Origin of the sequence: Brachybacterium sp. sponge (genome assembly GCF_001613775.1) — a bacterium.
Classification (GTDB): domain Bacteria; phylum Actinomycetota; class Actinomycetes; order Actinomycetales; family Dermabacteraceae; genus Brachybacterium; species Brachybacterium conglomeratum.
The window spans coordinates 523038-547247 of record NZ_LRMP01000002.1; the positions used below are offsets into that span (position 1 = coordinate 523038).

General features: G+C 73.8%; 22 protein-coding genes. 10 read left to right on the top strand and 12 right to left on the bottom strand.

What is annotated here, in order from left to right; all coding sequences use genetic code 11:
- Window positions 1-78: 78 nt before the first annotated feature.
- From A4A78_RS10390 to A4A78_RS10405, 4 genes are all read left to right on the top strand, one after another.
- A complete protein-coding gene (locus A4A78_RS10390; protein WP_062948959.1) occupies window positions 79-1029 on the top strand; it encodes a CPBP family intramembrane glutamic endopeptidase in 951 nt (316 codons plus the stop codon).
- Window positions 1030-1168: 139 nt separating this feature from the next.
- Window positions 1169-1888 (top strand): metal-dependent transcriptional regulator, encoded by a 720-nt coding sequence (locus A4A78_RS10395; RefSeq protein WP_062948961.1) that lies wholly within the window; start codon window positions 1169-1171, stop codon window positions 1886-1888.
- A 189-nt stretch (window positions 1889-2077) separates the two neighbouring features.
- Window positions 2078-3031, top strand: a complete 954-nt coding sequence (locus A4A78_RS18265) for a C40 family peptidase (RefSeq protein ID WP_062948963.1) — start codon at window positions 2078-2080, stop codon at window positions 3029-3031.
- A 113-nt stretch (window positions 3032-3144) separates the two neighbouring features.
- On the top strand, window positions 3145-3972 hold the full coding sequence (locus A4A78_RS10405; RefSeq protein WP_062948965.1) for a hypothetical protein: 828 nt from the start codon (window positions 3145-3147) through the stop codon (window positions 3970-3972).
- Here the strand turns inward: A4A78_RS10405 and A4A78_RS10410 are convergent.
- The 5 genes from A4A78_RS10410 to A4A78_RS10430 all read right to left on the bottom strand — a co-directional run bounded on the left by A4A78_RS10410 (window position 3969) and on the right by A4A78_RS10430 (window position 10207).
- Window positions 3969-4811 carry an HAD family hydrolase gene (locus A4A78_RS10410; RefSeq protein ID WP_062948967.1) on the bottom strand — a complete coding sequence of 281 codons (843 nt, stop codon included), beginning with the start codon at window positions 4809-4811 and terminating at the stop codon, window positions 3969-3971. The two genes, A4A78_RS10405 and A4A78_RS10410, sit on opposite strands and share 4 nt — an antisense overlap.
- 79 nt (window positions 4812-4890) lie before the next feature.
- Window positions 4891-5763 carry a putative RNA methyltransferase gene (locus A4A78_RS10415; RefSeq protein ID WP_062948972.1) on the bottom strand — a complete coding sequence of 291 codons (873 nt, stop codon included), beginning with the start codon at window positions 5761-5763 and terminating at the stop codon, window positions 4891-4893.
- An 83-nt stretch (window positions 5764-5846) separates the two neighbouring features.
- The gene (locus tag A4A78_RS10420; RefSeq protein WP_062948974.1) at window positions 5847-6635 is read right to left on the bottom strand and encodes an MBL fold metallo-hydrolase; all 789 of its coding nucleotides are present in this window, start codon (window positions 6633-6635) and stop codon (window positions 5847-5849) included.
- 54 nt (window positions 6636-6689) lie between these two features.
- Window positions 6690-9077 carry an excinuclease ABC subunit UvrA gene (locus tag A4A78_RS10425; protein WP_062948976.1) on the bottom strand — a complete coding sequence of 796 codons (2388 nt, stop codon included), beginning with the start codon at window positions 9075-9077 and terminating at the stop codon, window positions 6690-6692.
- Window positions 9078-9337: 260 nt separating this feature from the next.
- Complete coding sequence (locus A4A78_RS10430; protein ID WP_062948978.1) at window positions 9338-10207, bottom strand: C40 family peptidase; 870 nt, start codon at window positions 10205-10207, stop codon at window positions 9338-9340.
- Window positions 10208-10559: 352 nt separating this feature from the next.
- Between A4A78_RS10430 and A4A78_RS10435 the strand changes: the two genes are divergently transcribed.
- The gene (locus A4A78_RS10435) at window positions 10560-11987 is read left to right on the top strand and encodes a mycothione reductase (protein ID WP_062948980.1); all 1428 of its coding nucleotides are present in this window, start codon (window positions 10560-10562) and stop codon (window positions 11985-11987) included.
- A gap of 121 nt (window positions 11988-12108) precedes the next feature.
- Here A4A78_RS10435 and A4A78_RS10440 read toward each other — a convergent pair whose 3' ends face one another.
- A complete protein-coding gene (locus tag A4A78_RS10440) occupies window positions 12109-15150 on the bottom strand; it encodes an LCP family protein (protein ID WP_062948982.1) in 3042 nt (1013 codons plus the stop codon).
- A 121-nt stretch (window positions 15151-15271) separates the two neighbouring features.
- On the opposite strand from A4A78_RS10440, the gene A4A78_RS10445 reads away from it, so the two are divergent.
- Window positions 15272-16732, top strand: a complete 1461-nt coding sequence (locus tag A4A78_RS10445) for a GuaB1 family IMP dehydrogenase-related protein (protein ID WP_062949833.1) — start codon at window positions 15272-15274, stop codon at window positions 16730-16732.
- A 123-nt stretch (window positions 16733-16855) separates the two neighbouring features.
- Complete coding sequence (gene galE, locus A4A78_RS10450) at window positions 16856-17854, top strand: UDP-glucose 4-epimerase GalE (protein WP_062948984.1); 999 nt, start codon at window positions 16856-16858, stop codon at window positions 17852-17854.
- A gap of 155 nt (window positions 17855-18009) precedes the next feature.
- On the opposite strand, the gene ilvA is transcribed toward galE, so the two are convergent.
- Genes ilvA through A4A78_RS10465 form a run of 3 tightly spaced genes read right to left on the bottom strand, consistent with a single transcriptional unit; the run spans window position 18010 to window position 20158 of the window.
- On the bottom strand, window positions 18010-19317 hold the full coding sequence (gene ilvA / locus A4A78_RS10455) for a threonine ammonia-lyase IlvA (RefSeq protein ID WP_062948986.1): 1308 nt from the start codon (window positions 19315-19317) through the stop codon (window positions 18010-18012).
- Window positions 19314-19862: a 2-C-methyl-D-erythritol 2,4-cyclodiphosphate synthase gene (gene ispF, locus A4A78_RS10460; RefSeq protein ID WP_062948988.1), complete on the bottom strand. Its 549-nt coding sequence runs from the start codon at window positions 19860-19862 to the stop codon at window positions 19314-19316. Before ispF ends, ilvA begins: the two co-directional genes overlap by 4 nt.
- On the bottom strand, window positions 19859-20158 hold the full coding sequence (locus tag A4A78_RS10465) for a PTS sugar transporter subunit IIB (protein ID WP_062948992.1): 300 nt from the start codon (window positions 20156-20158) through the stop codon (window positions 19859-19861). The genes ispF and A4A78_RS10465 overlap by 4 nt, the downstream gene beginning before the upstream one ends.
- A 162-nt stretch (window positions 20159-20320) precedes the next feature.
- Here A4A78_RS10465 and A4A78_RS10470 point away from each other — a divergent pair, with 162 nt between their 5' ends.
- Together A4A78_RS10470 and A4A78_RS10475 are read left to right on the top strand one after the other, a co-directional pair.
- Complete coding sequence (locus A4A78_RS10470) at window positions 20321-21097, top strand: 2-C-methyl-D-erythritol 4-phosphate cytidylyltransferase (RefSeq protein ID WP_062948994.1); 777 nt, start codon at window positions 20321-20323, stop codon at window positions 21095-21097.
- A gap of 10 nt (window positions 21098-21107) precedes the next feature.
- Window positions 21108-21419 (top strand): hypothetical protein, encoded by a 312-nt coding sequence (locus A4A78_RS10475; RefSeq protein WP_053918011.1) that lies wholly within the window; start codon window positions 21108-21110, stop codon window positions 21417-21419.
- 8 nt (window positions 21420-21427) lie between these two features.
- Here A4A78_RS10475 and A4A78_RS10480 read toward each other — a convergent pair whose 3' ends face one another.
- Together A4A78_RS10480 and A4A78_RS10485 are read right to left on the bottom strand one after the other, a co-directional pair.
- The gene (locus tag A4A78_RS10480; protein WP_062948996.1) at window positions 21428-22165 is read right to left on the bottom strand and encodes a 2-C-methyl-D-erythritol 4-phosphate cytidylyltransferase; all 738 of its coding nucleotides are present in this window, start codon (window positions 22163-22165) and stop codon (window positions 21428-21430) included.
- A gap of 8 nt (window positions 22166-22173) precedes the next feature.
- Window positions 22174-22656, bottom strand: coding sequence for a CarD family transcriptional regulator (locus A4A78_RS10485; RefSeq protein WP_010551260.1), 483 nt, complete (start codon window positions 22654-22656; stop codon window positions 22174-22176).
- A gap of 276 nt (window positions 22657-22932) precedes the next feature.
- Between A4A78_RS10485 and A4A78_RS10490 the strand changes: the two genes are divergently transcribed.
- Window positions 22933-23430 (top strand): hypothetical protein, encoded by a 498-nt coding sequence (locus A4A78_RS10490; RefSeq protein WP_062948998.1) that lies wholly within the window; start codon window positions 22933-22935, stop codon window positions 23428-23430.
- Window positions 23431-23520: 90 nt separating this feature from the next.
- Here the strand turns inward: A4A78_RS10490 and A4A78_RS10495 are convergent, their stop codons facing one another.
- A complete protein-coding gene (locus tag A4A78_RS10495; protein WP_010551262.1) occupies window positions 23521-24210 on the bottom strand; it encodes a response regulator transcription factor in 690 nt (229 codons plus the stop codon).

Consider the following 24210-nt stretch of genomic DNA (forward strand, 5'->3'; position numbering starts at 1 on the left):
CCGGACCGCAGGAGCGGCACGCGGATCTCCTCCGGGCGGAGGAGGCAGCGCCGGGCAGCCGCGGGGCAGCATCAGGGCATGACCGCTGCTGCCGCTCGACGTCCCGCCTCCTCCGTTCGCGGACCCGGTGCGGATCGCGCTGTCCCTGTCGCTGATCCTGCGGCCAGCGGTCGGCCCGCCCCTGCGGACCGCCCCGTCGTCGTCGGCATCCTGCTGGCGCTGTTCGCCCTCGCGATCACGGTGACGATCTGGCGGCATCCGGGCGGGGTGGTGGTCTCCCGGGATCCCGGCTACGCCCCGATGCCGGTCCTGCTCCTGCTCGTCCCGGCACTGGCTGCGATGGCGCTCACCGCGCTGCTGCCGCGGGGGCGCGGCGCGGCGGAGCTGAGCGTGCGGCGAGGTTCCGCCCTGCGCGCCGAGACGGCGGTGCTGCTGGGCCTGGTCCTCGCCTTCCCGCTGCTCGTGCCGCTGCTGCCCACGGACGAGGACTACGTGCTGGTGAAGGCCGCGCTGTTCCTGCTGGTCCCGTCGGTCGTGCTCGCGCTGTCCGCCCGGCGCAGAGGCGCCTCGCTCATGATCCGACGCCCCGAGGTCGGCGCGGCGGTGATCGCACTGCCCGCCCTCGTGCTGGGCGTGCTCTCGACCGTCGGCCCCTTCTCCTCGGGCGGCCCCACGACCTGGCCGCCCCTCGAGGTCCTGCTGATCGCGGCGACGGCGACCGCGATCACCGCCGGTCTCGGCGAGGAGCTCATCTACCGCCGCTTCCTGCAGACCCGCCTCGAGGCGCTGCTCGGTCCGTGGACCGGGCTGCTGCTCGCCTCGCTGCTGTTCGGCCTCATGCACGTCCTCAGCCACGGCGGAGGGACCTGGTGGGAGAGCGCCGCGCAGGTGATCGCGCTGCAGGGCACCACCGGCATCGCGCTGGGCCTGATGTGGAGGCGCTGGCGGCGGCTGTGGGTGTGCGTCCTCGCGCACGTCCTGCTCAACGGCTTCGGGGTGCTGCTCCACCTCGTGGGGCTGCTGGGGTGAGGGTGCGGGGAGCGGCGGCCAGGGGATCCGTCGGCCCGAGCCGACGCCGCCCCCGCTCGGCCCGGGGCGAACGGGGCGCCCGACGTCGGCGCGCCCGATAAGCTGGACGTCGCCAGTCGCGCTGACCGAGGAGGGGCCTGTGTCCGGAGATCTCATCGACACCACCGAGATGTACCTGAAGACGGTGTTCGAGCTCCACGAGGCCGGCATCGCCCCGATGCGTGCCCGCATCGCCGAACGGCTCGGGCACTCCGGACCCACCGTCTCCCAGACCGTCGCCCGGATGGAGCGCGACGGGCTGCTCCACCTCGACGACCAGCGGCGCATCCGCCTCACCGCCGAGGGCACCGAGGTCGCCACCGACGTCATGCGCAAGCACCGCCTCGCTGAACGGCACCTGCTGGACGTGATCGGGCTGGACTACGCCCACGTCCACGAGGAGGCCTGCCGCTGGGAGCACGTGATGAGCCTCGAGGTCGAGAAGCGCCTCGCCCGCCAGATCACCCCGCCCTACGTCGACCCCTACGGCAACCCCATCCCCGGCCTCGCGGCCCTCGGGATCGAGGAGACCCAGGCCACGGACGAGGGTAAAGACGAGACCTCCGCGGTCCAGGAGCTGCGCGGCGCGGTCGAGGACGGCCAGAGCCGCGAGCTCCGTCTCGAGCGCATCGGCGAGCGGCTCCAGAGCGATGTCGAGCTGCTCGGCGAACTCGCACGTCACGGCATCCTTCCCGGGGCACGGCTCGCAGTGGAGCGGGTGGGGGCGAGCGTCGTCATCCGCGGCCCCGAGGGCGGGGAGGTGGCGCTCGGCGACCTCGACGCCGACCAGCTCCACGTGACCCCGATCGCCGCCGGGTAAAGTCTCCGTCAAGCCCTTCCCCAGAAGCTTCCAGTCATCCTGACGATGGCGCGACCAGCCCTTAGTCTCGAGGGCGTGTCGCGGCGCCGAGGTTCGCGACATCCCTTCCGGAAGCCCCACCGCGCACCGGAGAACAGGGTGCGAGACGTGACCACGCGCGGGGGCTGAGCCCGGGGCTGGGAGCGATTCGTGTCGAACACCGTGCACCACACCCACCGCCGCGCCATGCGCACCGTCACCCCCGTCTCCCGCGCCGGTCGCGCCGGGGCCGGAGCTGCGATGGCCGCGGCGATGCTGTTCGGTGGCGCCGCCGCCGCGACCGCCGAGCCGCAGGCCGAGGCCCCCCGCGCCGATGCCGGCGCCGCGGTGCTGCCCGCCGTCGCCGCCCCCGCCGTCGGCATCCCCGCCGCGGGCGGCGCTGACGAGGCCGAGGACGAGGCCGGCGTCGCCGCCCTGGCTCCCGCCGCCGGCACCGCCTTCTCCGTCGAGGTCGGCCCGACCGCCGAGGAGATCGCCGCCGCCGAGGCCGCCGAGCGCGAGGCCGCTGAGCAGGCCGCGCAGGAGGAGGCCGAGCAGGAGCAGGCCGAGCAGGAGCAGGCCGAGGCGCAGGAGACCGAGTCCGCCGACGAGCAGACCGAGACCCGCGAGGACGACTCCGCGGAGACCTCCTCCCGCTCCAACGAGCGCGAGGAGCCGGCCGAGGACGAGCAGCAGGAGAGCAGCGCGGACGAGTCCCGCAGCTCCGAGCGCTCCGAGAGCAGCTCCTCCGAGGAGCAGGAGGAGTCCGCCCCGGCCCCCTCCGCCGCCAAGGGCAGCTCCATCCTCGCCACCGCCCGCTCCGGCATCGGCACCCCCTACGTCTACGGCGGCACCTCCCCGTCGGGCTGGGACTGCTCCGGCTTCGTGCAGTGGGTCTACGCCCAGCACGGCATCAGCCTTCCCCGCGGCGCGGGCGACCAGGCCGCCGCCGGCACCGTCATCCCGCGCTCCGAGGCCCGCCCCGGCGACCTCGTCTACAAGCCCGGCCACATCGGCATCTACGCCGGCGGCAACCAGTTCGTCGACGCCGGCAACAGCCGCGTGGACACCTCTGAGCGCAACATCTACTCCGGCAGCTGGACCTTCATCCGCGTCGGCGGCTGAACGACCCTGCCCTTCGACGGCCCCGCCGCGCCCCTCCCGGGCGCGACGGGGCCGTCGTCGTGCGTGGGGGAGGACACGGCGACGGGCGAGGGTCACGGCGGTACCGTGTCCTGGTGTCCTCCCTGCGTGATCTGCTCTCCGTCCTGCTGCTGACCGCGGCGACGCTGCTCGGCGCCCTCTGGCTGCCCGGGGCCTGGATCGAGCGCAACGTCGTGGACCAGGAGGGGTTCCTCGCGATCACCCAGCCCCTCGCCGAGGACGCCGCCCTGCAGCGCTCTCTCACCGATAGCGCCGTGGACGAGGCGCTGGACCACGAGCTCGTCCCCGGGGTCGTCGCCGATCGGGCCACGCCGCTGCTCCAGGAGCAGGCCTCGAAGGTCACCGGCACCGAGGCCTACACGGAGGTGTGGGACCGGGCGATGGTCGAGCTGCACGGTGCGCTGTTCACCCCCGGCGCCTCGCCCCTGGACGTGGACCTGCTGCCGCTCATCGACTCCCTGCTCACCGGGGTCGAGAACACCCTGCCGCTGATAGACGACCTGCCCCGCCCGGGGGAGGCGACCGTGACCCTCGCCAGCATCCCCGACGTGCCGCTGCTGCACCGCGCCACCGTGCTGGACCCCTGGGCGCACCGGGCCGGGCCGATCGCCCTGGGACTGGCCGTGCTCGCCGTCCTTGTCGCCGGGCACCGTCGCCTCATGCTCACCCTCGCCGGGGTCGGCGCCGTGCTCGCCGGGCTCGCGACCTGGCTGCTCACCACTCGCATCGAGGGCCTCGTCCCCGATGCCGTCGACCAGGCGGTGTTCCTCGGCCCGATCGTGCAGGTCTTCGAGCAGCGCTTCGCCGCCGAGGTGATGCCCGAGGGCGTCATCATGCTCGGGGCCGGGGCGCTGGTCGCCGCCGCGGGGCTCGTGCTGATCGGGCTGCGCCGCAGCAGCTAGAGCATGCCGAGGCGGGCGAACGCCTCCTCCACGCCGTGCTCGGACGGGGGAGCGACCTCCATGTCCGCCGCGGCGAGCACCTCGGGACGGGAGCCGCGGATGGCGACTGCCGTGCCCGCGGCCCGCAGCATCCCCAGATCGTTCGGCCCGTCGCCCACCGCGACCGTGTCCTCGATGCCCAGCCCCAGGTGATCGGCCGCCAGGCGCAGCCCGTCGGCCTTGTCGACCTCGGCGAGGTGCAGCTCCCCGGAGCCGCGGCCGTCCTCCGAGATCGAGTTCGGCAGAGCCCCGACCTCGGGGCCGACCTCCGCGGCGAGCTGCTCGATCGGCACCGGCGAGCTCCACACCGAGATCTTCGCGAAGGAGACGGAGGCCGGATCCTCGGGCACCGAGATCGCCTCGAGGATGTCGGCGAAGCCCCGTCCCAGCTCGCCGGCGGCGGGGACGGGCGCCCCGCGGCGGCGACGCTCGAGCCGATCGGCCGACGAGGCCGAGCACCACAGCGCCTCGGGCGCCTCGAGCGCATAGGCGGCGCCGTGCGCCTCGAGCACCTCGACCGTGCGACGGGCGAGCGCGGCGGGGAAGCGCACATCGCGCAGCAGCTCGTCACCGATCCGGAGGTGCCCGCCCGCCGAGGTGATCATGCCGTCGAACAGCGCGGCGACGTCGGCGGCGACGATCGAGGCGGGACGGCCGGTGCTCAGCAGGACCGCATGACCGGCCTCGCGGGCGGCGAGCACCGCCTCGGCCTGGGCACGCGGGACGATCCCGCTCTCGGCGAGGGTGCCGTCGAAGTCGAGGAAGGCGGCACGGCGGCGGAAGGGGGCGGACGAGGACACGACGCTCCTGGGGTGGGACGGACGGGACCCTCAGCCTAGGCGAGGGGCGGCGTCGAGCCTGGGCGGGAGCGGCGAGCGCTCAGCGCGGACGGTGCAGGCTGGCGAGCACCGAGACGGTCACCTCGCGGAGCGCCTCCCCGGGGCCGCCGGGGCCGTCGAGGGCGGCGAGGGCGGCGGGGTCGACGTGTCGGGCGCTGGGGGTCATCGCGACCAGGTCCCGGGCCTTCGCCTCGTCGAGGGCGACGGTGACGCGCAGCGGTCGGGAGTCCTCGGTGGTGAAGTGAGGGGCGAGGGCCTCGGCGAGCCGCTCCTCCTTGCGCGGGTCGGGCCGGACCATCCCGGGGACGCGCTCGCGCAGCTCGGCCAGGTGCTCGGCCGCGGGCCTCACCACGAGCAGGTGCCCGTCCGGTCGCAGCACCCGCGCGAACTCCGCCGGGTTCCGGGGCGCGAACACGTCCATCACGAGGTCGACGCCGGCATCCCGCAGGGGGAAGGGCGAGAACACGTCCCAGCCGGCCGCGGCGGCCCGGTCGTGGGCGCGGGCGGCGAAGCGCAGGGCCCGCGGTGCGGTGTCCACGCCGAGGCCCTGCGCCCCGGGGACGCGGTCCAGCACCGAGGAGAGATAGTGGCCGGTGCCGCAGCCGATGTCGAGCACGCGCGGGTCGCCTGAGCCCTCGAGCGCCCGGGCGGCGAGGTCCGCGACGAGCTCCCGCAGGGCGTCGTACGCGCCGGTGGAGAGGAAGGAGTCCCGAGCCCGGGCCATGTCGTCGTCGTCCCCGCTGATGGGGGCGCTGCCGGGCAGCAGCGAGACGTACCCGGCGCGGGCCAGGTCGAAGCTGTGGCCGCGGGGGCAGCGCAGGGTGCGGCCCTCGAGCGCGAACGGCTCCCGGCAGTGCGGGCACCGCAGCGCGTCGAGCCAGGGGAGCAGGGCGGCGGGGACGGGACGGGACACGACGGACAGCGTACGTCGCGTCGTCGCCGAGCCCTGCAGGCGGCCGACGTGCCCCTGCGTCGCCGCCGGGCTCGTCAGTCGGCCTACGGGCCTGCGTCGCCGCCGGCCGCCCTGGCCTCCTCGAACAGGGAGAGGTCGTGGGAGTTCACGATCCGCACCTCCGGGTCGAGGGCGAGGGTCCGCAGACGGCGCTGCGTGCGCTGCATCGTCAGCGGGTCCTGCGCGATCAGGGTCTGGCGCAGGCGCACGTCGAGGCGGAGCCGTCCGGTGCGCAGCGAGCGGGCGTCCAGCGCCGCGTCCCCGACGTGCAGCAGCCAGCCCTCGCGCGTCGGGACCGCCACCCCGGCGTGGCCGGCGGTGTGGCCGGGCAGCGGCACCAGCAGCAGGCCCGGGGCGACGTCCTCGAGCTCGACCGCGCCCTCCAGACCCTTCCAGGTCCGGGTGCCGGGCGGGTGCGCGATCACGTGCGGGTCATGGCCCCAGTGCCCGGTCCGGTACCGCTGCCGGATGCGGGGCCCTCGCCCCGTCCGGATCGCCGCGGCCTCCGCGGCCAGCAGATGGATCCTGGCGTGGGGGAGGTCCGGGATGCCGCCGGCGTGGTCGAGGTCCCCATGGGTGAGGACCACGTCGCTGGCCTCGGAGGGGTCGCGGCCGAGCGCGCGGATCCGTCCCACGGCCGTGCGGGCGAGGTCGAGGTCGGGGAAGAGCACGTGCCGCACGGGGCCGAGGCGACGCGGGTCGCGCACGTCCGCGGTGCCGAAGCCGGTGTCGACCAGGACCAGCCGCTCCTCGACCTCCAGCAGCAGGACGTGGCAGACCATCCGGCCGACGGGGGTGCGCAGGGTGCCGCAGTCGAGGTGGTGGATGCGCATCGGGCTCTCCTCGGGGTGATGGGCAGGGGTGGGTCTCGGACGGAGCGGGGGCGGTCAGCCGCCGACGTACTCCCGCAGGTGCTTCCCGGTGAGGGTCGAGGCGTCCTCGACCAGCTGCGCGGGCGTGCCCTCGAAGACGACGCGGCCGCCGTCGGCGCCCGCCCCGGGCCCCAGGTCGATGATCCAGTCCGCATGGGCCATCACGGCCTGGTGGTGCTCGATGACGATCAGGGTCTTGCCGGAGTCGACGAGGCGGTCCAGGAGGGCCAGGAGCTGGTCGACGTCGGCCAGGTGCAGGCCCGTCGTCGGCTCGTCGAGCACCACGATCCCGCCCTTGTCGCCCATGTGGGTGGCGAGCCGCAGGCGCTGCCGCTCGCCGCCGGAGAGGGTGGTCAGGGGCTGGCCGATGGTGAGATAGCCGAGTCCGACGTCCTCCATGTGCCCCAGCAGCTTCGCGGCCGCGGGCACCTTCGCGCCGGCGGAGGAGAAGAACTCCCGCGCCTGCTCGACCGACATCTCGAGCACGTCGGCGATGCTGCGCGCCTGCTCGCCCTCGCCGAGGGTGTGCTCGAGCACGGAGGCCTGGAAGCGCCGGCCCTCGCACTCCTCGCACGGGGTGGAGACCGTCTCCATGAAGCCGAGGTCGGTGTAGATGACGCCGGCTCCCTTGCACACCGGGCAGGCGCCCTCGGAGTTGTTGGAGAACAGGGCGGGCTTGACCCCGTTCGCCTTCGCGAAGGCCTTCCGGACCGGGTCGAGCAGGCCCGTGTAGGTGGCGGGGTTCGAGCGGCGCGAGCCGCGGATCGCGCTCTGGTCCACCACCACGACCTCCTCCCCGGCGGGGAGGGAGCCGTGGATCAGGGAGCTCTTGCCGGAGCCGGCCACGCCCGTGACCACGGTCAGCACCCCGAGCGGCACGTCGACGTCCACCTGGCGGAGGTTGTGGGAGTCGGCGCCTCGGATCTCGAGGGCTCCGGTGCGCTCGCGCACCCGGTCCTTCAGCTGCACGCGCCGCTCGAGGTGCTGCCCGGTGAGGGTGCCGGAGGCGAGGAGTCCGGCGAGATCGCCCTCGTACTGCAGCTGCCCGCCGTGGGAGCCGGCGCGCGGGCCGAGGTCGACGACGTGGTCGGCGATCGCGATGGTCTCGGGCTTGTGCTCGACGACCAGGACGGTGTTGCCCTTGTCCCGCAGCGACAGCAGCAGCGCGTTCATGCTCGCGATGTCGTGCGGGTGCAGGCCGATCGTCGGCTCGTCGAAGACGTAGGTGACGTCGGTCAGGGCCGAGCCGAGGTGGCGGATCATGCGGGTGCGCTGGGACTCGCCGCCGGAGAGGGTGCCGGAGGGGCGGTCCAGGGAGAGATAGCCGAGCCCGATCCGCACGAAGGAGGCCAGCAGCGCGGAGAGGTTCCCCAGCAGCGGGGCGACGGACGCGGAGGTGTGCTGCTCCCGCAGCCGCTCCACCCAGCTCGCGAGGTCGGTGATCTGCCAGGAGGTCGCCTCGGCGATCGAGACCCCGTCGATCTGGGCGGTGCGGGCGTGCTCGGCCAGGCGCGTCCCCTCGCAGTCGGGGCAGGTGATGAACTTTACGGCCCGGTCCACGAAGGTGCGCACGTGCGGCTGCATCGCGTCGCGGTCCTTGTTCAGCATCGACTTCTGGATCTTCGGGATCAGACCCTCATAGGTCATGTTCATCCCGTCGATCGAGATCTTGGTGGGCTCCTTGTACAGGAAGTCGTGCATCTGACGCTTCGTGAACGTCCGGATCGGCTTGTCGGCGGGGTAGAAGCCGGAGGACGCGAAGATCTTCACGTACCAGCCGCCGGGCACGTAGCCGGGGATGGTGAAGGGGCCCTCCTCGAGGGTCTTGTCCTCGTCGTAGAGCTCGGCGAGGTCGACGTCGGAGATCTTCCCCATGCCCTCGCAGCGCGGGCACATCCCGCCCACGCGGGAGAAGGTGGTCTTCTCGGCGATGGTCCTCGCGCCCTTCTGGACCGTCATCGCGCCCGCGGCGGTGACCGAGGGGACGTTGAAGGAGAAGGCGCCGGGCCCGCCCACATGCGGCTCGGCGAGCTCGGAGTAGAGGGTGCGCAGGTACGCGTTCGCGTCGGTGACGGTGCCGACGGTGGAGCGGACGTTCTCGCCCATCCGCTCCTGGTCCACGATGATCGCCGTGGTCAGGCCCTGGAGGTCGTCCACCTCGGGCCGGGCCAGCTGCGGCATGAAGCCCTGCACGAAGGAGGAGTAGGTCTCGTTGATCATCCGCTGGGACTCGGCGGCGATCGTCCCGAACACCAGCGAGCTCTTCCCGGAGCCGGAGACACCGGTGAACACGGTCAGCCGCCGCTTGGGCAGGTCCAGGGAGAGGTCGCGGAGGTTGTTCTCCCGGGCGCCGCGCACGCGGATCACGTCGTGCGCATCGGCGGGGTGACGGGATGTCGACATGAGGGCTCCTCGGATCGGGCGGGACACGGACCGGAGGCAATACTGCCACCCCGCCTCTATGCCGCCTCGCCGTGATGCCACGCGCCCCGCCGTGATGCCGCCCGGCCCGCCGTGATGCCACCGGGCCCGCCGCCGATCGGCCTCCTCCGCCCACCCCGGACATGCCGCAGGCCCGGCCCCGTGGAACGGGACCGGGCCTGCGGCGCGGTGGTGCCGAGCGTCTCCGCGAGGGAGCCGCGCTCAGCGGGTGAGCCGGCGGCTCAGCGGTAGGTGACGAAGTCGGTCGGGTTGCCCCAGATCTCGCGCTCGACGACCTGCTGCTTGGATCCGGAGGCGTCGATGATCTTGCCGTCGCCGGAGTAGATCGCGATGTGGCCGGGCCACACCACGAGGTCGCCGGGCTGCAGCTCGGACTGCGAGATGCTGGTGCCCGCGGCGGCCTGCTGGCTGCTGGTGCGGGGCACGTCGATGCCTGCCTGACCGTAGGCGTAGGCCACCAGGCCCGAGCAGTCCATGCCGCTGAGCGAGGAGCTGCCCCAGGAGTAGGGGGTGCCGAGTGCGGTGCGGGCCGTGTCGACGATCGCGCTGCCGGAGGTGGAGGTCGAGGCGGTGCTGACCGACGCGCCGCCGGCGGGGGCGGAGGTGGTCGAGATGGTGGCCTCGGAGCCGGAGTCGACCGAGCCGCTCCCGCCCTCGAGGGCGGCGCGGGTGTCGGAGCCGACCACGCCGTCCACGGCGATGCCGGCGGAGGACTGGACGTCCTGGACCGCGTCCTCGGTCATCGAGCCGAAGAAGCCGGTGACGGGCAGGTCGGCGCCGCGGTCGTTGAGCGCGGACTGGAGCTGCTCGATGGAGGCGCCGGAGTCGCCGCGGCGCAGCGTCTCGGCCGAGGTCTCGTCCGAGGAGGAGGCGGTCTCGGCGGCCGGGACCTGCTCGGCGGAGGTGGACTGCGAGGAGGAGTCCTCCATCAGCGCCACATCGTTCGCGTGGGCGGCGCCGCCGGTGAAGGCGGTGCCGAGCAGCACAGAGCCGAGGACGGCGGCGCCGCCCGCCCCGGCCGCGGCGCGGCGAGCGGGGAGAAGAGGGGTGCGGGCGCGGCCGAGCGCGCGGTGCGAGTTGTTCAGAGCCATGATGCGGTGTGTTCCTAACGGCCTCGGGGCGAGGCGAGTGTCCTGCTGGTCCGTGCGTCCTGCGGTGACGACCCTCGGGGAGGGGGATCGTGCCCGGCTCCCCGGGCGGGGAGGCCGTTCCCGTGCCGCGCGGCCGCGCCGCGGGGCGGGTGCCGGGCCGATGGGCTGTGGACGTGGCATCCACGGTAGGAGCCGGGCTCCGGGGAGGAACACCGAGTTGAAAGGGCCGCCCCCTTGTTTTGAACGAGGTTTTGCCCGCGCCGGGCGAGCATGGTGCGACTTGGTGTGACTTGACGGTCCATGGGGGATCTGGGCCACATCATCGGCATCGGCGCGGGGCTAGCCTGAGGCGGTGATTGAGACGACCCATTACGACATCGCCCTCATCGGCTCCGGCTCGGCGAACTCCTTCCCGGGCCCCGACCTCGCCGACCGCACCATCGTGCAGATCGATCGGGGCGTCGGCCCCGACCGTGTGTTCGGCGGGACCTGCCTGAACCTGGGCTGCATCCCCACGAAGATGTTCGTGCACACCGCGGATCTCGCGGCGACCCCCGCGGACGCGGCCCGCTTCGGCCTGACCGAGCAGCTGCAGCACGTGGACTGGCCGGCGATCCGCGACCGCATCTTCGGGCGCATCGACCCGATCACCGCCGGCGGCGAGGCCTACCGCCGTGACCACGAGGACAACGCGAACCTGACCCTGCTGCGCGGCACCGCCCGCTTCGTGGGGGAGAAGGAGCTGCTCGTCGACGGCAACGACGGCAGCCGGCAGCGGATCACCGCCGACACCATCGTGCTCGGCGCCGGCTCCCGCCCCGTCCTCCCGCCGATCGACGGGCTCGAGGACCTCGCCCCGCACACCTCCGACACGATCATGCGCGTGGAGGAGCTGCCCGCCTCCCTCGCGATCCTCGGCTCCGGGGTGGTCGCCGTCGAGATGGCGCACGTGCTCTCCGCGCTCGGTGTCGAGGTCACCCTGATCGCCCGCTCGCAGCGGGTGCTGCGCGCCGCCGACGCCGACGTCTCCGCGCGCCTCACCGAGATCCTCGGCGAGCGGGTGCGCCTGGTGACCGGCTTCGACACCACCTCCGCCCGGCGCACGGCCGACGGGGTCGAGCTGCGGGGCACGCGAGAGGGCCGCGAGGAGACGCTGCGGGCCGAGGAGCTGCTGGTCGCCGTCGGCCGCCGCCCCAACTCCGACCTGCTGGACGTGCGGGCCGCGGGGATCGACGTCGCCGAGGACGGACGGGTCGAGGTCGACGAGTACCAGCGCGTCCTCGCCGGGGGAGAGGTGCGCGAGGGCGTCTTCGCCTTCGGCGACCTCTCCAGCCCCCACCAGCTCAAGCACGTCGCGAACCACGAGCAGCGGATCGTGCGGCACAACGTGCTGCACCCCGAGCAGCTGCGGCGCTCCGACACGATGCCGGTCCCGAGCGGCGTGTTCACCCATCCCCACGTCGCCTGGGTGGGGATGGACGAGGAGACCGCGCGCGCGAGCGGCCGGGAGGTGCGCGTGGCGGTGCAGGAGTACGCCTCGATCGCCTACGGCTGGGCGCTGGAGGACACCACCGGATTCGCGAAGATCATCGCGGACGCGGAGACCACCGAGATCCTCGGCGCCCACCTGATCGGCCCCGAGGCGACGTCGCTGATCCAGCTGCTGATCCAGGCGATGAGCACGGGGCAGACCGCTCGCGACATCGCCGCCACCCAGTACTGGATCCACCCGGCGATGCCCGAGCTGATCGAGAACGCGCTGCTCCAGCTCGTGGACTGATCCGGCGCGTGGACTGATCCGGCTCGTGGACCGACCGCCGTCGGCCTCCCGGCGCACGGAACGGGGGCGGCCCGGGGCATCTGCCCCGGGCCGCCCCCGTTCTCCGCGTCGAGGGAGGGCCTCAGCCCGCAGCGCCCGGCAGGCAGGACTTCAGCGGGTCCTGCTCGATCTCCGGCGCGTCCGTCGGGGTCGCCTCCTCGGTGGGCGCCGAGGTCGTCGCGCTCGAGGACTCCTCCTCGGTGGTGGTCGCCTCCTCGGTGGTCTCCTCCGTGGTGGTCGCCTCGGAGGTCGGCTCCTCGGTGGTGGCGGTGTCCTCCTCCGGCGGGGCGCCGGTCTCCGCGGGCTCGGTCGAGCCGGGCTCGGTCTCGCCCTGCACCGACTCCGGCGGGTCCTTCTTCATCGAGTCCTGGATGGAGGCGTCCACCCACTCCTCGAGGTACTCCCAGTCCGGGTTCCCGGAGAAGGTGACGTCCTGCGTGATCGGGTACGAGGTGAAGCCGCCGTCCTTGATGCGCAGAGCGAGCTCCACGAAGGCGTCGACGTTGCCGACGGGGATGTCGGTCTGGATGTTCTCCTCGGTCGCGGTCACCAGGCGCGGGATCGACAGGGCGAGGGAGGTGGGGTCCGCCTCCTCGCTCACGGCGCGCACGATGCGCTGCTGGCGGCACATGCGGTTGAAGTCGTCGGAGCCCTCGCGGGAGCGGGCGTACCACAGCGCGTGGTAGCCGTCGAGCTTCTGCTCGCCCGGCTCGATGTAGCCCTCGACCTCGCTCGCGCCGCCGCCGATCGGGATCCGCCGCTCGACGACGAGGTCCACGCCGCCCAGGGCGTTGACGAGGTCCTCGAAGCCCTTGAGGTTCACCATCGCGTAGTAGTCGGTGGAGATCCCGAGGGTCTCCTCGACGGCCCAGCGGGTCGCGGTCAGGCCCGGCTCGGGATCGCCCGGGAACAGGTCCTTGTTCTCCTCTGCCCACGCCCACACGGCGTTGATGAGGTTCTCGTTCTTCCCGTAGTAGTCGAAGCCGTCGGGGAACTCCTCCGCGGCGACCGTCCCCTCGGGGAACTCGACGTTCTCGAGGTTGCGGGGGATCGAGAACAGGGCGGTCTGGCCGGTCTTCGTGTCGATCGAGGCGACCATGATGGTGTCCGGACGGGTGCCGGTGCGGTCGGCGCCGGCGTCCTGGCCCAGGAGCATGATGTTCAGGCGCGGGGTGTCCGCCCACGGGTCCGGGCCCTCGGCGAGCCCTTCGCCGTCGCCGCCGAACACGCTCGTGGAGCCGAACAGGCCCTGCAGCGCCCAGAGCGACTGCACGCCGCGGCCGAAGGGCACTGCGACCGCGATGACCATCACGGCGGCCAGGGCGAGCGCGAGATATCGCTTGGCGCCCTCGAGCCGCTCCTTCGTGGTCTGGGCGAGGTTCGCCAGCACGATCTGCAGGCACCACACGAGGCCGACGACGACCACCACGACGAGCGCGCCGATCAGCACCCCGCGGTGGGTGCCCAGCGTCGCCGCGATCCGCAGCGGGTCGCCGATCACGAGGATCGCCGCGATCGTCGCGACCGCGAGGAGGAGCACGGCGAGCATGATCACGCCGATCTGCCGCATCCGCGTGGTGACGAGGCCGGAGCCCGGCAGCGCGGAGGTCAGCACGGTCCAGCCGGCGACCTTGGCGAGGGAGCCGTCGTCCGACGAGGGACGGTCCCCGCCGGTGCGTGAGCCATCGGAGCCGCCCGAGCGGCTGCCGCCTCCGCCGGAGACGTCTCCGCCCCGACCGGTGCTGTCGCCCTGGAGGCTCGCGCCGCCGGCGGCATCGCTGCGCGCGGCACCGGAGGCACCGGCGTCGAAGGCTGCGGCACCGGTGCTCGCGGCGGCGGAGGCTCCGGCTCCCGCGCCGAGAGCGGCCGCGGCGACGGCGGCCGGACGGTCCAGGTCTCCCTCGCGGTCCTCGTCCCGCGGTGCGCCGTGGTCCCCGGCGGGGGCCGCGGACGCGGGGGAGGAGCCGGGCTCGTCGGTGCCGCGTGCGGCGCGGTCGTGCGCGAGGGCGTTCTCCTCGTCCTGGGGGGAGGCGTGCTCCGCGTCGTCCTCGGGCTCCGCGGGGGAGGGGACGACGGGGGCGACCTCGTGATCGGGGGCGAGGGGCGCCTCGGTCGTCGCGGGCGTCTGCTCGGACGTGGTCCAGGCGTCCTGCGGGGAGGAGCTCGCGGAGCCCGCCGCCGCGGTGCCAGCAGTCGCAGCGGTGCCGGAGGCGGCTGCGGTGCCCGAGGCGGCAGCGGCGGGCCCGCCCGCGGAGGGTGCGGAGCTCGCCGGCGTCGCCTCGTCGGCCGGGCTCGGGACGCCTGCTGCGCGTCGTCCCCGCGGGGCCGGGGAGGGCGCCGACGCGCCCGGGCCGCCGTCGGCGGAGGTCTCGAGCTGCTCGAGGGGGAAGGCGGCGCGCCGCCCACGGGGCCGGCGCGGGACGGCCCGCTCGGGCCCCTGCGGCTCGGACGCACCGGGCTGGGCCGCACCCGAGAAGGACGGCGCGGTGCGCGGCGCCTCGGCCGCGGCGTCCGTCCCGGCCCCGCGCTCCGTCGCAGAGCTCGCCGCGTCGCTCGGGGAAGCGCCGGTCGCGGCGGCGGCTCCCGCAGCCCCGCTCGGGGCGGCCGCGGTGCCGCTCGTCGCAGAGGCCGCTGCGGCAGTCTCGTCCGGGCGAGGTGCGGCGCCCGGGAAGGAGCGGCGTTCGGCGGTGTGCGGCAGGGAGCCGGTCGAGGATGCCCGGGACGAGGACCGTGCGCCTCGGACGGTGCGCGAGGAGCTCGTGGGAGTCGTGGCGCGGGGAGCGGAGGTCTCCGCCGGACGCGCTTCGTCGGGCCCGGAGTCGGTGTGCCGCGCGTCGGCGGGGCGGGTGCCGGCGGGATCGATGTCCGAGGAGCGCGCGTCGCCGAGCCGGGCGTCGGCGGTCTGCTCGTCGGCCGGGGCCTCGGGGGCCGAGGGCGCGGAGGCGGGCGCCGCCGGGGTGTCGATCCAGGTGCGCTTGGGGTTCGGGGCGCCGAAGGCCGCGTCACGGTTCCGTCGAGCCTGCTCCTTGGGGAGCGGCGTGGATTCCGTGCGTCGGACCGGTTGCTGCCTGTGCCGTCCGGACCGACGGCGGCTGCGGCGCGGGGCCGAGAAGGGGTCCGTCATACGCCACATCCTAGGGATATGCCCGCGACAGGACGCACAGATCGCTGTGTGGACCTCGTGGAGGTCTACTCACGGGTACAGCGCGGGACCGCTCTCGCGGACCGTACGTAGCATGGTGCCCATGCGCCTGATCCACACTCCGACGACCGACCTGACCTACGACGACTGCTTCTTCCTGCCCGGTCGTTCCGCGATCACCTCCCGCTTCGACGTCGACCTCGGCAGCGACGACGGCACCGGCACCACGATCCCGCTGATCGCCGCGAACATGACCGCTGTCACAGGGCGTCGCATGGCCGAGGTCATGGCGCGCCGCGGCGGCCTCGCCGTCCTCCCGCAGGACCTCGCCCCCGAGCGCATCGACTCGATCGTCCGCTCCGTGAAGTCCCGGGACCTGCTTGTGGACCACCCGCTCACCCTGACCGTCGACGGCACCCTCGGCCAGGCCGCGGACCTGCTGCCCAAGCGCCCCCACGGCATCGTCGTCGTGATCGACGAGCAGCGCCGCCCCCTCGGCACCATCTCCGCCGAGGAGATCGCCGGGCGGGACTCCTTCGCCCAGGTCGGCGACGAGCTCAGCACCGACGTGCCGATCCTGACCCCCGAGGACCTCGAGGTCGAGCCCGCGCGCCTGCACGCCCGCATCGCCGCGACCCACCACGACGCCGCCGTGGTCGTGGACGCGGAGGGCGCGCTGCGCGGCGTGCTCACCGCCACCGGCGTGCTGCGCTCGACCATCTACCGCCCCGCCACCGACGCCGAGGGCCGCCTGCGCATCGCCGTCGCCGTCGGGATCAACGCCGACGTCGCAGGCCGGGTCCGCGACCTCGTCGACGTCGGCGCGGACGTGATCGTGCTGGACACCGCCCACGGCCACCAGGACAAGATGATCGAGGCGATCCGCACCGCACGGGCCGAGCTCGGCCCCCGCGAGGGGACGGCCGTGCGCCTGGCCGCGGGCAACATCGTCACCGCCGAGGGCACCCGCGAGCTGATCGAGGCCGGCGCCGACATCGTCAAGGTCGGCGTGGGCCCGGGCGCCATGTGCACCACCCGCATGATGACCGGCGTCGGACGCCCCCAGTTCTCCGCCGTGCTCGAGTGCGCGGCCGAGGCCCGCCGCCTGGGCGGCAGCGTCTGGGCCGACGGCGGAGTGCGCCATCCCCGCGACGTCGCCCTCGCGCTCGCCGCCGGCGCCTCGAACGTGATGATCGGCTCCTGGTTCGCGGGCACCTACGAGTCGCCCGGCCAGATGCGCACCGACGAGTCCGGCCGACGCTACAAGGAGTCCTTCGGCATGGCCTCCAAGCGGGCCGTCTCCCACCGCACCGCCCACGAGGACGCCTTCGCCCGGGCCCGCAAGGGCCTGTTCGAGGAGGGCATCTCCACCTCCCGGATGTACCTCGCCGACAGCCGCGGCGGCGTCGAGGACCTCCTCGACGAGATCACCGCCGGGGTGCGCTCCTCCTTCACCTACGCGGGCGCGGCCAGCACCGAGGAGTTCCGCGAGCGGGCCGTGATCGGGCTGCAGAGCGCCGCCGGCTACGCCGAGGGCCGTCCGGTCGCGAGCTCCTGGAGCTGACCGGCGCCGGGCGACCGGGCGGAGCCTCCCGACCGGAGCGGCATGCCCGGACGGCCGCCGTTCGCGCACCGGCCGGGCGTGGGGAGGTCTGGGCGCACGGCATCGGCCGGTAGGCTTCCGACCATGACGACTCTCGTGATCGGTGGTGCCGGATACATCGGGTCGCACGTGGTGCGACTCCTCCTGGAGCAGGGGCAGCAGGTGGTCGTGGTCGACGACCTCTCGACCGGCCTGCGCAGCCGGACGGAGGGGGCCGAGCTCATCGAGCTCGACGTCACCCTCCCCGACGCGCGCGAGAAGCTCGCCTTCCACCTGCGGGCCTCCGGCGCGGACTCGGTCATCCACTTCGCCGCCCACAAGCAGGTCGGGGAGTCCGTCGAGAACCCGGAGATGTACTGGCACGACAACATCGCGGGCCTGGCCAACGTGCTCGCGGCCTGTGCGAGCGCCGGGGTGCGGGACGTGGTCTTCTCCTCCTCCGCCGCCGTCTACGGCGTGCCGGACGTGGACCTGGTCACCGAGGACCTCGCCCCGCAGCCGATCAACCCCTACGGCGCGACCAAGTACGTGGGGGAGTGGATGCTGGCCGATGCCGAGCGCGCCCACGGCATGCGCACCGTCGCCCTGCGCTACTTCAACGTCGCCGGCGCCGGCTGGCCCGAGCTCGCGGACACGGCCGTGATGAACCTGGTCCCGATCGTGCTCGACCGTCTCGAGCAGGGGAAGGCCCCGATCGTCTTCGGTGACGACTACGACACGCCCGACGGCACCTGCATCCGCGACTACGTGCACGTTCTCGACCTCGCCCACGCCCACATCGCGGCGCTGGACTACCTGCGCGGCGAGGAGCGGCCCCACCGCACCTTCAACGTCGGCACCGGCGAGGGCTCGAGCGTGCTCGAGGTGATCGAGGCGATCGCCCGCGCGAAGGGCATCGAGATCACCCCCGAGATCGGGGAGCGCCGCGCCGGCGACCCGGCCCGACTGATCTGCTCCGCCGACCGCATCGCGAAGACCCTCGGCTGGAAGTCGGAGCACGGCCTGGACGACATCGTGCGCTCCGCGGTCGAGGCCCGCTCGGCGGGGATCACGCCCGACGTCGAGGCGTATCCCGAGGCCTGAGACCTCCTGCCGCCCGATGCCACGGCGCCCCTGCTCCACGAGGAGCGGGGGCGCCGTTCTGCGTGGCTCTCTGCGTGGGTCGTCCCGGGCGTGCCCTCACCGCTGGTGGGAGCGCCCCGGCGGGCGCGCCCTCGCCCAGGTGAGAGAGCGGTCGCTCAGGTGAGATAGCGGTAGATCGGGTCGTGCGGGTCGATCCGCTCGATCTCCATGTTCGAGGCCGCCATGCGCGCCATCAGCGGCTCGAGGTCCTCGCGGTGCCCGATCTCGAGGCCCACCAGCGCCGGGCCCTCCTCGCGGTTGTTGCGCTTGATGTAGTCGAACAGCACGATGTCGTCGTCCGGACCCAGCACCCGGTCCAGGAAGCGGCGCAGCGCGCCCGGCTCCTGCGGAAAGGTCACCAGGAAGTAGTGCTTGAGCCCCTCGTGCACGAGGGAGCGCTCGACCACCTCGGTGTAGCGGGAGACGTCGTTGTTGCCGCCGGAGACGACGACCACCACGTCCCCGCCGTCCTCGTCGGCGCGGGCCAGGCCCTCGATCACGCCGGTCGCCACCGCGGTCGCGGCGAGCGCCCCGGCCGGCTCGGCGATGATCCCCTCGACCTGGTACAGCTCGAGCATCTGGGTGCACACCGCGCCTTCGTCCACCGCGACGAGCTCGGGACCGATCGCCTGCACCATCCGCAGCGGGCCCGCGCCCACACGGCGCACCGCCGCGCCGTCGACGAAGCGGTCCATCTCGTGGAGCGCGACGGGCCGGCCCGCACGCACCGCCGCGGCCATCGAGACCGCGCCGGCGGGCTCGACGCCGACGATCCGGGTGGAGGGGCAGCGCTCGCGCAGCCAGGCGCCGCAGCCGCCCAGCAGCCCGCCGCCACCGACGGGCAGCACCATCGTGCCCAGCTCCCGGCCGTGCTCCTCGCGCAGCTGCTCGGCGGCCTCGAGCGCGACGGTGCCCTGGCCGGCCATGATCGTGGGGTGGTCGAAGGGCGGGACCTGCACTGCGCCGGTGCGCTCGGCGTCGTCGGCCGCGGCCTCCGCCGCGTCGTCGAAGGTGTCCCCGATCAGCACCAGCTCGACCAGGTCCCCGCCGATCGAGGTGATCCGCTCGCGCTTCTGCCGCGGCGTGGTGCTGGGGACGTAGATACGGCCGGACACCCCGAGGGTGCGGCAGGCCTGGGCCACGCCCTGGGCGTGGTTGCCCGCGCTCGCCGCGACCACCCCCGCCTCGCCCTGGTCGGCGTCGAGGGAGTCGAGGAAGAGGTGGGCGCCGCGCAGCTTGTAGGAGCGCACGGGCTGGAGGTCCTCGCGCTTGAGCCAGATGTCCACCCCGACCAGGCCGCTCAGGCGCTCGCTGTGCTCGAGCGGGGTGCGGCGCACCGTCGCGCCGAGGCGCTCCGCGGCCTGCTCGACGTCCGGGGCGCGGACGGGCAACGGGGACTGCTCGGAGCGGGAGGTGGTGGTCATGCGCGGTCCTCCTCGCGGCGGGTCTGCTCGGATGCGCGGCCGGTCCCAGCGCCACCGTCCGCGGGCACGAGCAGCGCGGTCGCCATCGCGGCCAGGCCCTCGCCCCGGCCGGTCAGCCCGAGCGCGTCGGTGGTGGTGCCGGAGACGGCGACAGGGGCGCCGGCGGCGGCGGTCATCGCCGCGCAGGCCTCCTCGCGGCGGCGGGACAGCCGCGGCCAGTTCCCGATCACCTGCACCGAGATGTTCCCGATCTCGTAGCCCGCCTCGCGGACCAGGCGCGCGGCCTCCCCGAGCAGCCGGGAGCCCGAGGCGCCCTCCCACTCGGGGCGGCCGACGCCGAAGTGCGTGCCGAGGTCGCCGATCCCGGCGGCGGAGAACAGGGCGTCGCAGGCGGCATGGCAGGCGACGTCGGCATCGGAGTGCCCCTCCAGAGCCCGCTGGCCCTCCCAGCGCAGGCCCGCGATCCACAGATCGCGCGGGGAGTCCTCGGGGGCGGCGGCGTGCACGTCCACGCCGATGCCGATCCTGGGCGCTGCGGCCGTCATCGGGCCCCGTCGGGGTCGATGCGCTCCAGCAGGCGGTCGATGTCGTCGAAGGTGACCTTCGGGTTCGTGCCCAGCAGGAGGGGCATCCCGGAGACGCGGGGGATGCCGAGGGCGTCGGGGAGGTCCACGGTGGAGACCACGAGGTCCGCGTGGAAGTCCGAGGAGAGCAGGTCCATCACCGTGGCCTGCACGACGGTGACGCGGCGGCCTCGGGCGGCGATGTGCTCGCGCACCTGCTCGGCGACCAGCGCGGAGGTCGCGATCCCGGCGCCGCACACGATGGCGATGGTCAGCATTCGAACTCCTGGTGCAGGGGAAGTGGGGGCGGGCGTCCCGGGGCGCGACGGAGGCGCCGACGGTCCGCCGACGGGGTCGATTCTGTCACGTCCGGTCCGCACCGGGCAGGCAGAGGTCCCTCCCCGGACGGTCCGCGCCCCGCCACCGTCTACGATGCCTGCGTGACCCAGCCCCGCCGCTCGCGCCCGGCCCGTCCCGTCGGACGGGCTGCCGGCGTCGTGCTCGCCGGAGGCTCCGGCACCCGGGTCGGGGCCGGCATCAACAAGGCCTTCCTGCAGCTGTCCGGGCGGAGCATCGCCGCATGGGGCCTGAACACCCTGGCCAGCGTCGAAGGGGTGGGGATCCTGGTGTTCGTGGTGCGTCCCGAGGACCTCGAGCACGCCCGCTTCGTCGAGGCGCGCGAGACCGATGTGCCGCTGGAGATCATCCCCGGCGGGGACACCCGCCAGGAGTCCGAGCTGGCGGCCCTGCGCCATCTCGCCGACCGGATCGACAGCGGCGCGGTGGACACCGTGCTGATCCACGACGCGGCCCGCCCGCTGGTCTCCCACGGACTGGCCTCCGCGGTGCTGCACGCCGCGCGCGAGCACGGCGGCGCCGTCCCCGGGATCCCCGCCGTGGACATCGCCCCGGTCGCGCCGGGGGAGCGGCTCGCCGGCCCGGGGGAGCAGCGCACCGGAGCGGGGGATCCGGGTGCCGGACCGCTCGTGCGCGTGCAGACCCCGCAGGGCTTCCACGCCGCGACCATCCTGGACGCCTACGAGGCGGCCGCGCGCGACGGCTTCGTCGGCACCGACACCGCCTCCTGCGCCGAGGAGTACACCGACATCCCGGTCACCTGGGTGCGCGGCGAGGAGACCAACTTCAAGATCACCTACGCCCAGGACCTCCTCCTGGCCCAGGACGTGGTCAGCGCGCTAGGTTTGAGGTCTTCGTGAGGAGGAGACGATGAGCGTCGAGGAGAGCTTCCTGCGGTGCACCGCGTGCGAGCAGGACGCGGAGCACGAGGTGGTCTACGCCGGGCGCTTCGTGTCCCAGATCCGCTGCACCGGCTGCGGCGCGGTGACCCGGCTGGACGTCTCGGAGGACTACCTCCCGGACCTGCGTCAGCGCATCTCCAGCAAGCCGCGCCGGCTCATGCGGCGGCTGCGCCGCGACCCGGGCGAGCTCGCGACCAGCCTCCCCGAGCGCACGCTGTCCAAGCCGCTGCGGATGGCGCAGGAGTTCCGCACCGTCTGGCGCAGCCGCCAGGACGGCTGAGCGCGGGCTCAGCCGCGGCGGGCCAGTCCCCGTCGGTGCGAGGTGTCTCGGGCAAGGCCCAGCGAGATCTGCGCCTGCCACAGGGTGAGCCGGTCCAGCACCGCGAAGCCCGAGTGCGATCCCTGGACGGTCCCCACCCGGGCGCCGGCGGCCAGGGCGGCGTGGATCTCGTCGAAGCGCCCGCCCGGAGGTGCCTGCTCCGCGGGGGTCTGCGCCGGGTCGAGGGCCGTCTCGAGCACCTCGCGCCGCAGCAGGCGGGGGCTCTGGAGGCCGGCGAGGGTGGAGCGGTCCACGTTGCGCAGCCCGCCCGGCAGCACCTCCTTGACCGAGTCGGTCATCGCGACCACCGGCACCACCGCGTCCAGGCCTCCGTGCAAGGAGGCGAGGACCTCGGCGATCACGGTCTGCGGGGTCAGGGCGCGCTCGGCGTCGTGGACGAGCAGGAGCGGGTCGTCGCAGACCTCGAGCGCGGCGTGCAGCGCCCGTCGGCGGTCCCCGTCGGCCGCGAGGACCCTCAGGCGCGGGTCGAGCAGCGCCCGCAGGTGTCCCGCCGCCTCGGAGCGGGCGACGACGACCGGGGCGGGCAGGCCCAGCGCATGGAGGGTGCCCAGGAGCCGCTCGATCAGGCGCGAGCCGCCGAGCGTCTCGAGGGACGGCGTCTCGGCGTCGTGCGAGATCCCCGGCGCGGGCGGCGCCAGGGCGAGCACGAGCGGTCGGACCTGCCCCGGGGCGGACGAGGACGTCACCGGGGCGCTCAGGAGGCGAGGACCTCGTCGAGGATGGTCTCGGCCTCGGCCTCGTCGGTCTTCTCGGCGAGGGCGAGCTCGGAGACGAGGATCTGGCGCGCCTTGGCCAGCATCCGCTTCTCCCCGGCGGACAGGCCGCGGTCCTGGTCGCGGCGCCACAGGTCGCGCACGACCTCGGCGACCTTCTTGACGTTGCCCGAGGCGAGCTTCTCGACGTTGGCCTTGTAGCGGCGGGACCAGTTCGTCGGCTCCTCCGTGTACGGCTGGCGGAGCACCTCGAAGACCTCGTCGAGGCCTTCCTTGTCCACGACGTCGCGGACGCCGACGAGGTCGACGTTGTCGGCGGGGACCTCGATCGTGAGATCGCCCTGGGCGACCTTGAGCTTGAGGTAGGTGCGGTCCTCGCCCTTGATGGTGCGGGTCTTGACCTCCTCGATGAGCGCGGCACCGTGGTGCGGGTAGACGACGGTCTCGCCGACAGCGAAGTTCATGTGGTGGGTCCCCTTTCCGGCGTTCATCCTACCATCCGGGTCGGATGGTAAAATGCCCGCCGACCAGCGCCGACCCGCTCTCGTCGCCGGTGCGGAAAGCGGTGCTGAGCGGGGGAGTCGCCGGGCGGCCCGCAGCGTCCGGCGCGGCGCGGCGAGCGCCGAGGAGCCCGTCGCCGGACCTGCGGTGCGGTCCGTCCGAGGTGCCGCGGTGGGGTACCCTGTGAGGGCTGTCCCCGATCGTCCCCGCCGCTCCGCGGCATCGAACAGGAGTCCTCCGTGCGCCGTCCCCGCCGTCTCGCACTCTCCGTCGCCGCCCTGGGCCTCGCCCTCGCGGCGTCCGGCTGCACCTTCATGAGCCCGGTGCAGACCCACGAGTTCTACCAGGCGGGCGACGGCACCAACGCGAACCTCGAGGTCGACGGCGCCTTCCACGTCGGCGTGCGCAACGCCGTGCTGGTGATGGACGAGACCGGGGCCCCGACCTTCTCCGCGACCGTCGTGAACTACTCCGACGAGGACCTCGTCGTCGAGCTCGAGGGCCAGGACGAGGGCGCCGCCGTGTTCTCCACGCGCGTGCAGGTCCCGGCGCAGGGCACCGTCGAGCTCGGCCCCGAGGAGGGGCAGCAGGCCGTCCAGGTCGGCACGCTCGACGTGCTCCCGGGGACGATCCTCGATCTCGCGGTCACCTCCGGCGACCTCTCCACCACCATCTCGCTGCCCACGCTCGAGACCACCCTCAGCCACTACGGGGAGAGCGAGCCCGCCGCCGGCTGAGCCCGGCTCCGCGCCGAGCCCCCTGACGACGAGCGCCCCGCAGCCAGGCTGCGGGGCGCTCGCGCGTTCCGGGACGTCGCCGGCCCTCGCTCAGGCCCCGGACTCGAACTTGTAGCCCAGCCCGCGCACGGTCACGAGGTGGACGGGGTTCTTCGGGTCGTCCTCGATCTTCGCGCGCAGGCGCTTGACGTGGACGTCGAGGGTCTTGGTGTCGCCGACGTAGTTCGCGCCCCAGACGCGGTCGATGAGCTGGCCGCGGGTGAGCACCCGGTCGACGTTGCGCAGCAGCATCTCCAGCAGCTCGAACTCCTTCAGCGGGAGGGCGACCTCGGTGCCGTGGACCTGCACCACGTGACGCTCGACGTCCATCATGATGCCGCCCGCGGTGAGGGTCGTGTCCTCCTCCGCCTCGGCCGTGTCCTGGCCGCGCCGCAGCACGGCCTTGATCCGGGCGAGCAGCTCGCGGGAGGAGTAGGGCTTGGTGACGTAGTCGTCGGCGCCCAGCTCGAGGCCCAGCACCTTGTCGAACTCGTCGTCCTTCGCGGTGAGCATGATGACCGGGACCGAGGAGGTGCGGCGGATCTCCCGGCACACCTCGGTGCCGCTCATCCCCGGGAGCATGAGGTCCAGGAGCACCAGGTCGGCGCCGTGGGCGGAGAAGATGCGCAGACCGTCGGTCCCGGTGTCCGCGACGGCGACCTCGTAGCCCTCCTTCCGCAGCGAGTAGGAGAGCGGGTCCGAGAACGATTCCTCGTCCTCCACGATCAGGATGCGTGTCAT

Bases quoted from the DNA above. Each gene is read 5' to 3' on its own strand.
- ispF (WP_062948988.1), bottom strand. From the start codon at position 19,862: ATGACGGCCGCAGCGCCCAGGATCGGCATCGGCGTGGACGTGCACGCC.
- A4A78_RS10475 (WP_053918011.1), top strand. From the start codon at position 21,108: ATGAGCGTCGAGGAGAGCTTCCTGCGGTGCACCGCGTGCGAGCAGGAC.
- A4A78_RS10485 (WP_010551260.1), bottom strand. From the start codon at position 22,656: ATGAACTTCGCTGTCGGCGAGACCGTCGTCTACCCGCACCACGGTGCC.
- galE (WP_062948984.1), top strand. From the start codon at position 16,856: ATGACGACTCTCGTGATCGGTGGTGCCGGATACATCGGGTCGCACGTG.
- A4A78_RS10430 (WP_062948978.1), bottom strand. From the start codon at position 10,207: ATGGCTCTGAACAACTCGCACCGCGCGCTCGGCCGCGCCCGCACCCCT.
- A4A78_RS10390 (WP_062948959.1), top strand. From the start codon at position 79: ATGACCGCTGCTGCCGCTCGACGTCCCGCCTCCTCCGTTCGCGGACCC.
- A4A78_RS10425 (WP_062948976.1), bottom strand. From the start codon at position 9,077: ATGTCGACATCCCGTCACCCCGCCGATGCGCACGACGTGATCCGCGTG.
- A4A78_RS10440 (WP_062948982.1), bottom strand. From the start codon at position 15,150: ATGACGGACCCCTTCTCGGCCCCGCGCCGCAGCCGCCGTCGGTCCGGA.
- A4A78_RS10495 (WP_010551262.1), bottom strand. From the start codon at position 24,210: ATGACACGCATCCTGATCGTGGAGGACGAGGAATCGTTCTCGGACCCG.
- A4A78_RS10445 (WP_062949833.1), top strand. From the start codon at position 15,272: ATGCGCCTGATCCACACTCCGACGACCGACCTGACCTACGACGACTGC.
- ilvA (WP_062948986.1), bottom strand. From the start codon at position 19,317: ATGACCACCACCTCCCGCTCCGAGCAGTCCCCGTTGCCCGTCCGCGCC.
- A4A78_RS10465 (WP_062948992.1), bottom strand. From the start codon at position 20,158: ATGCTGACCATCGCCATCGTGTGCGGCGCCGGGATCGCGACCTCCGCG.
- A4A78_RS10420 (WP_062948974.1), bottom strand. From the start codon at position 6,635: ATGCGCATCCACCACCTCGACTGCGGCACCCTGCGCACCCCCGTCGGC.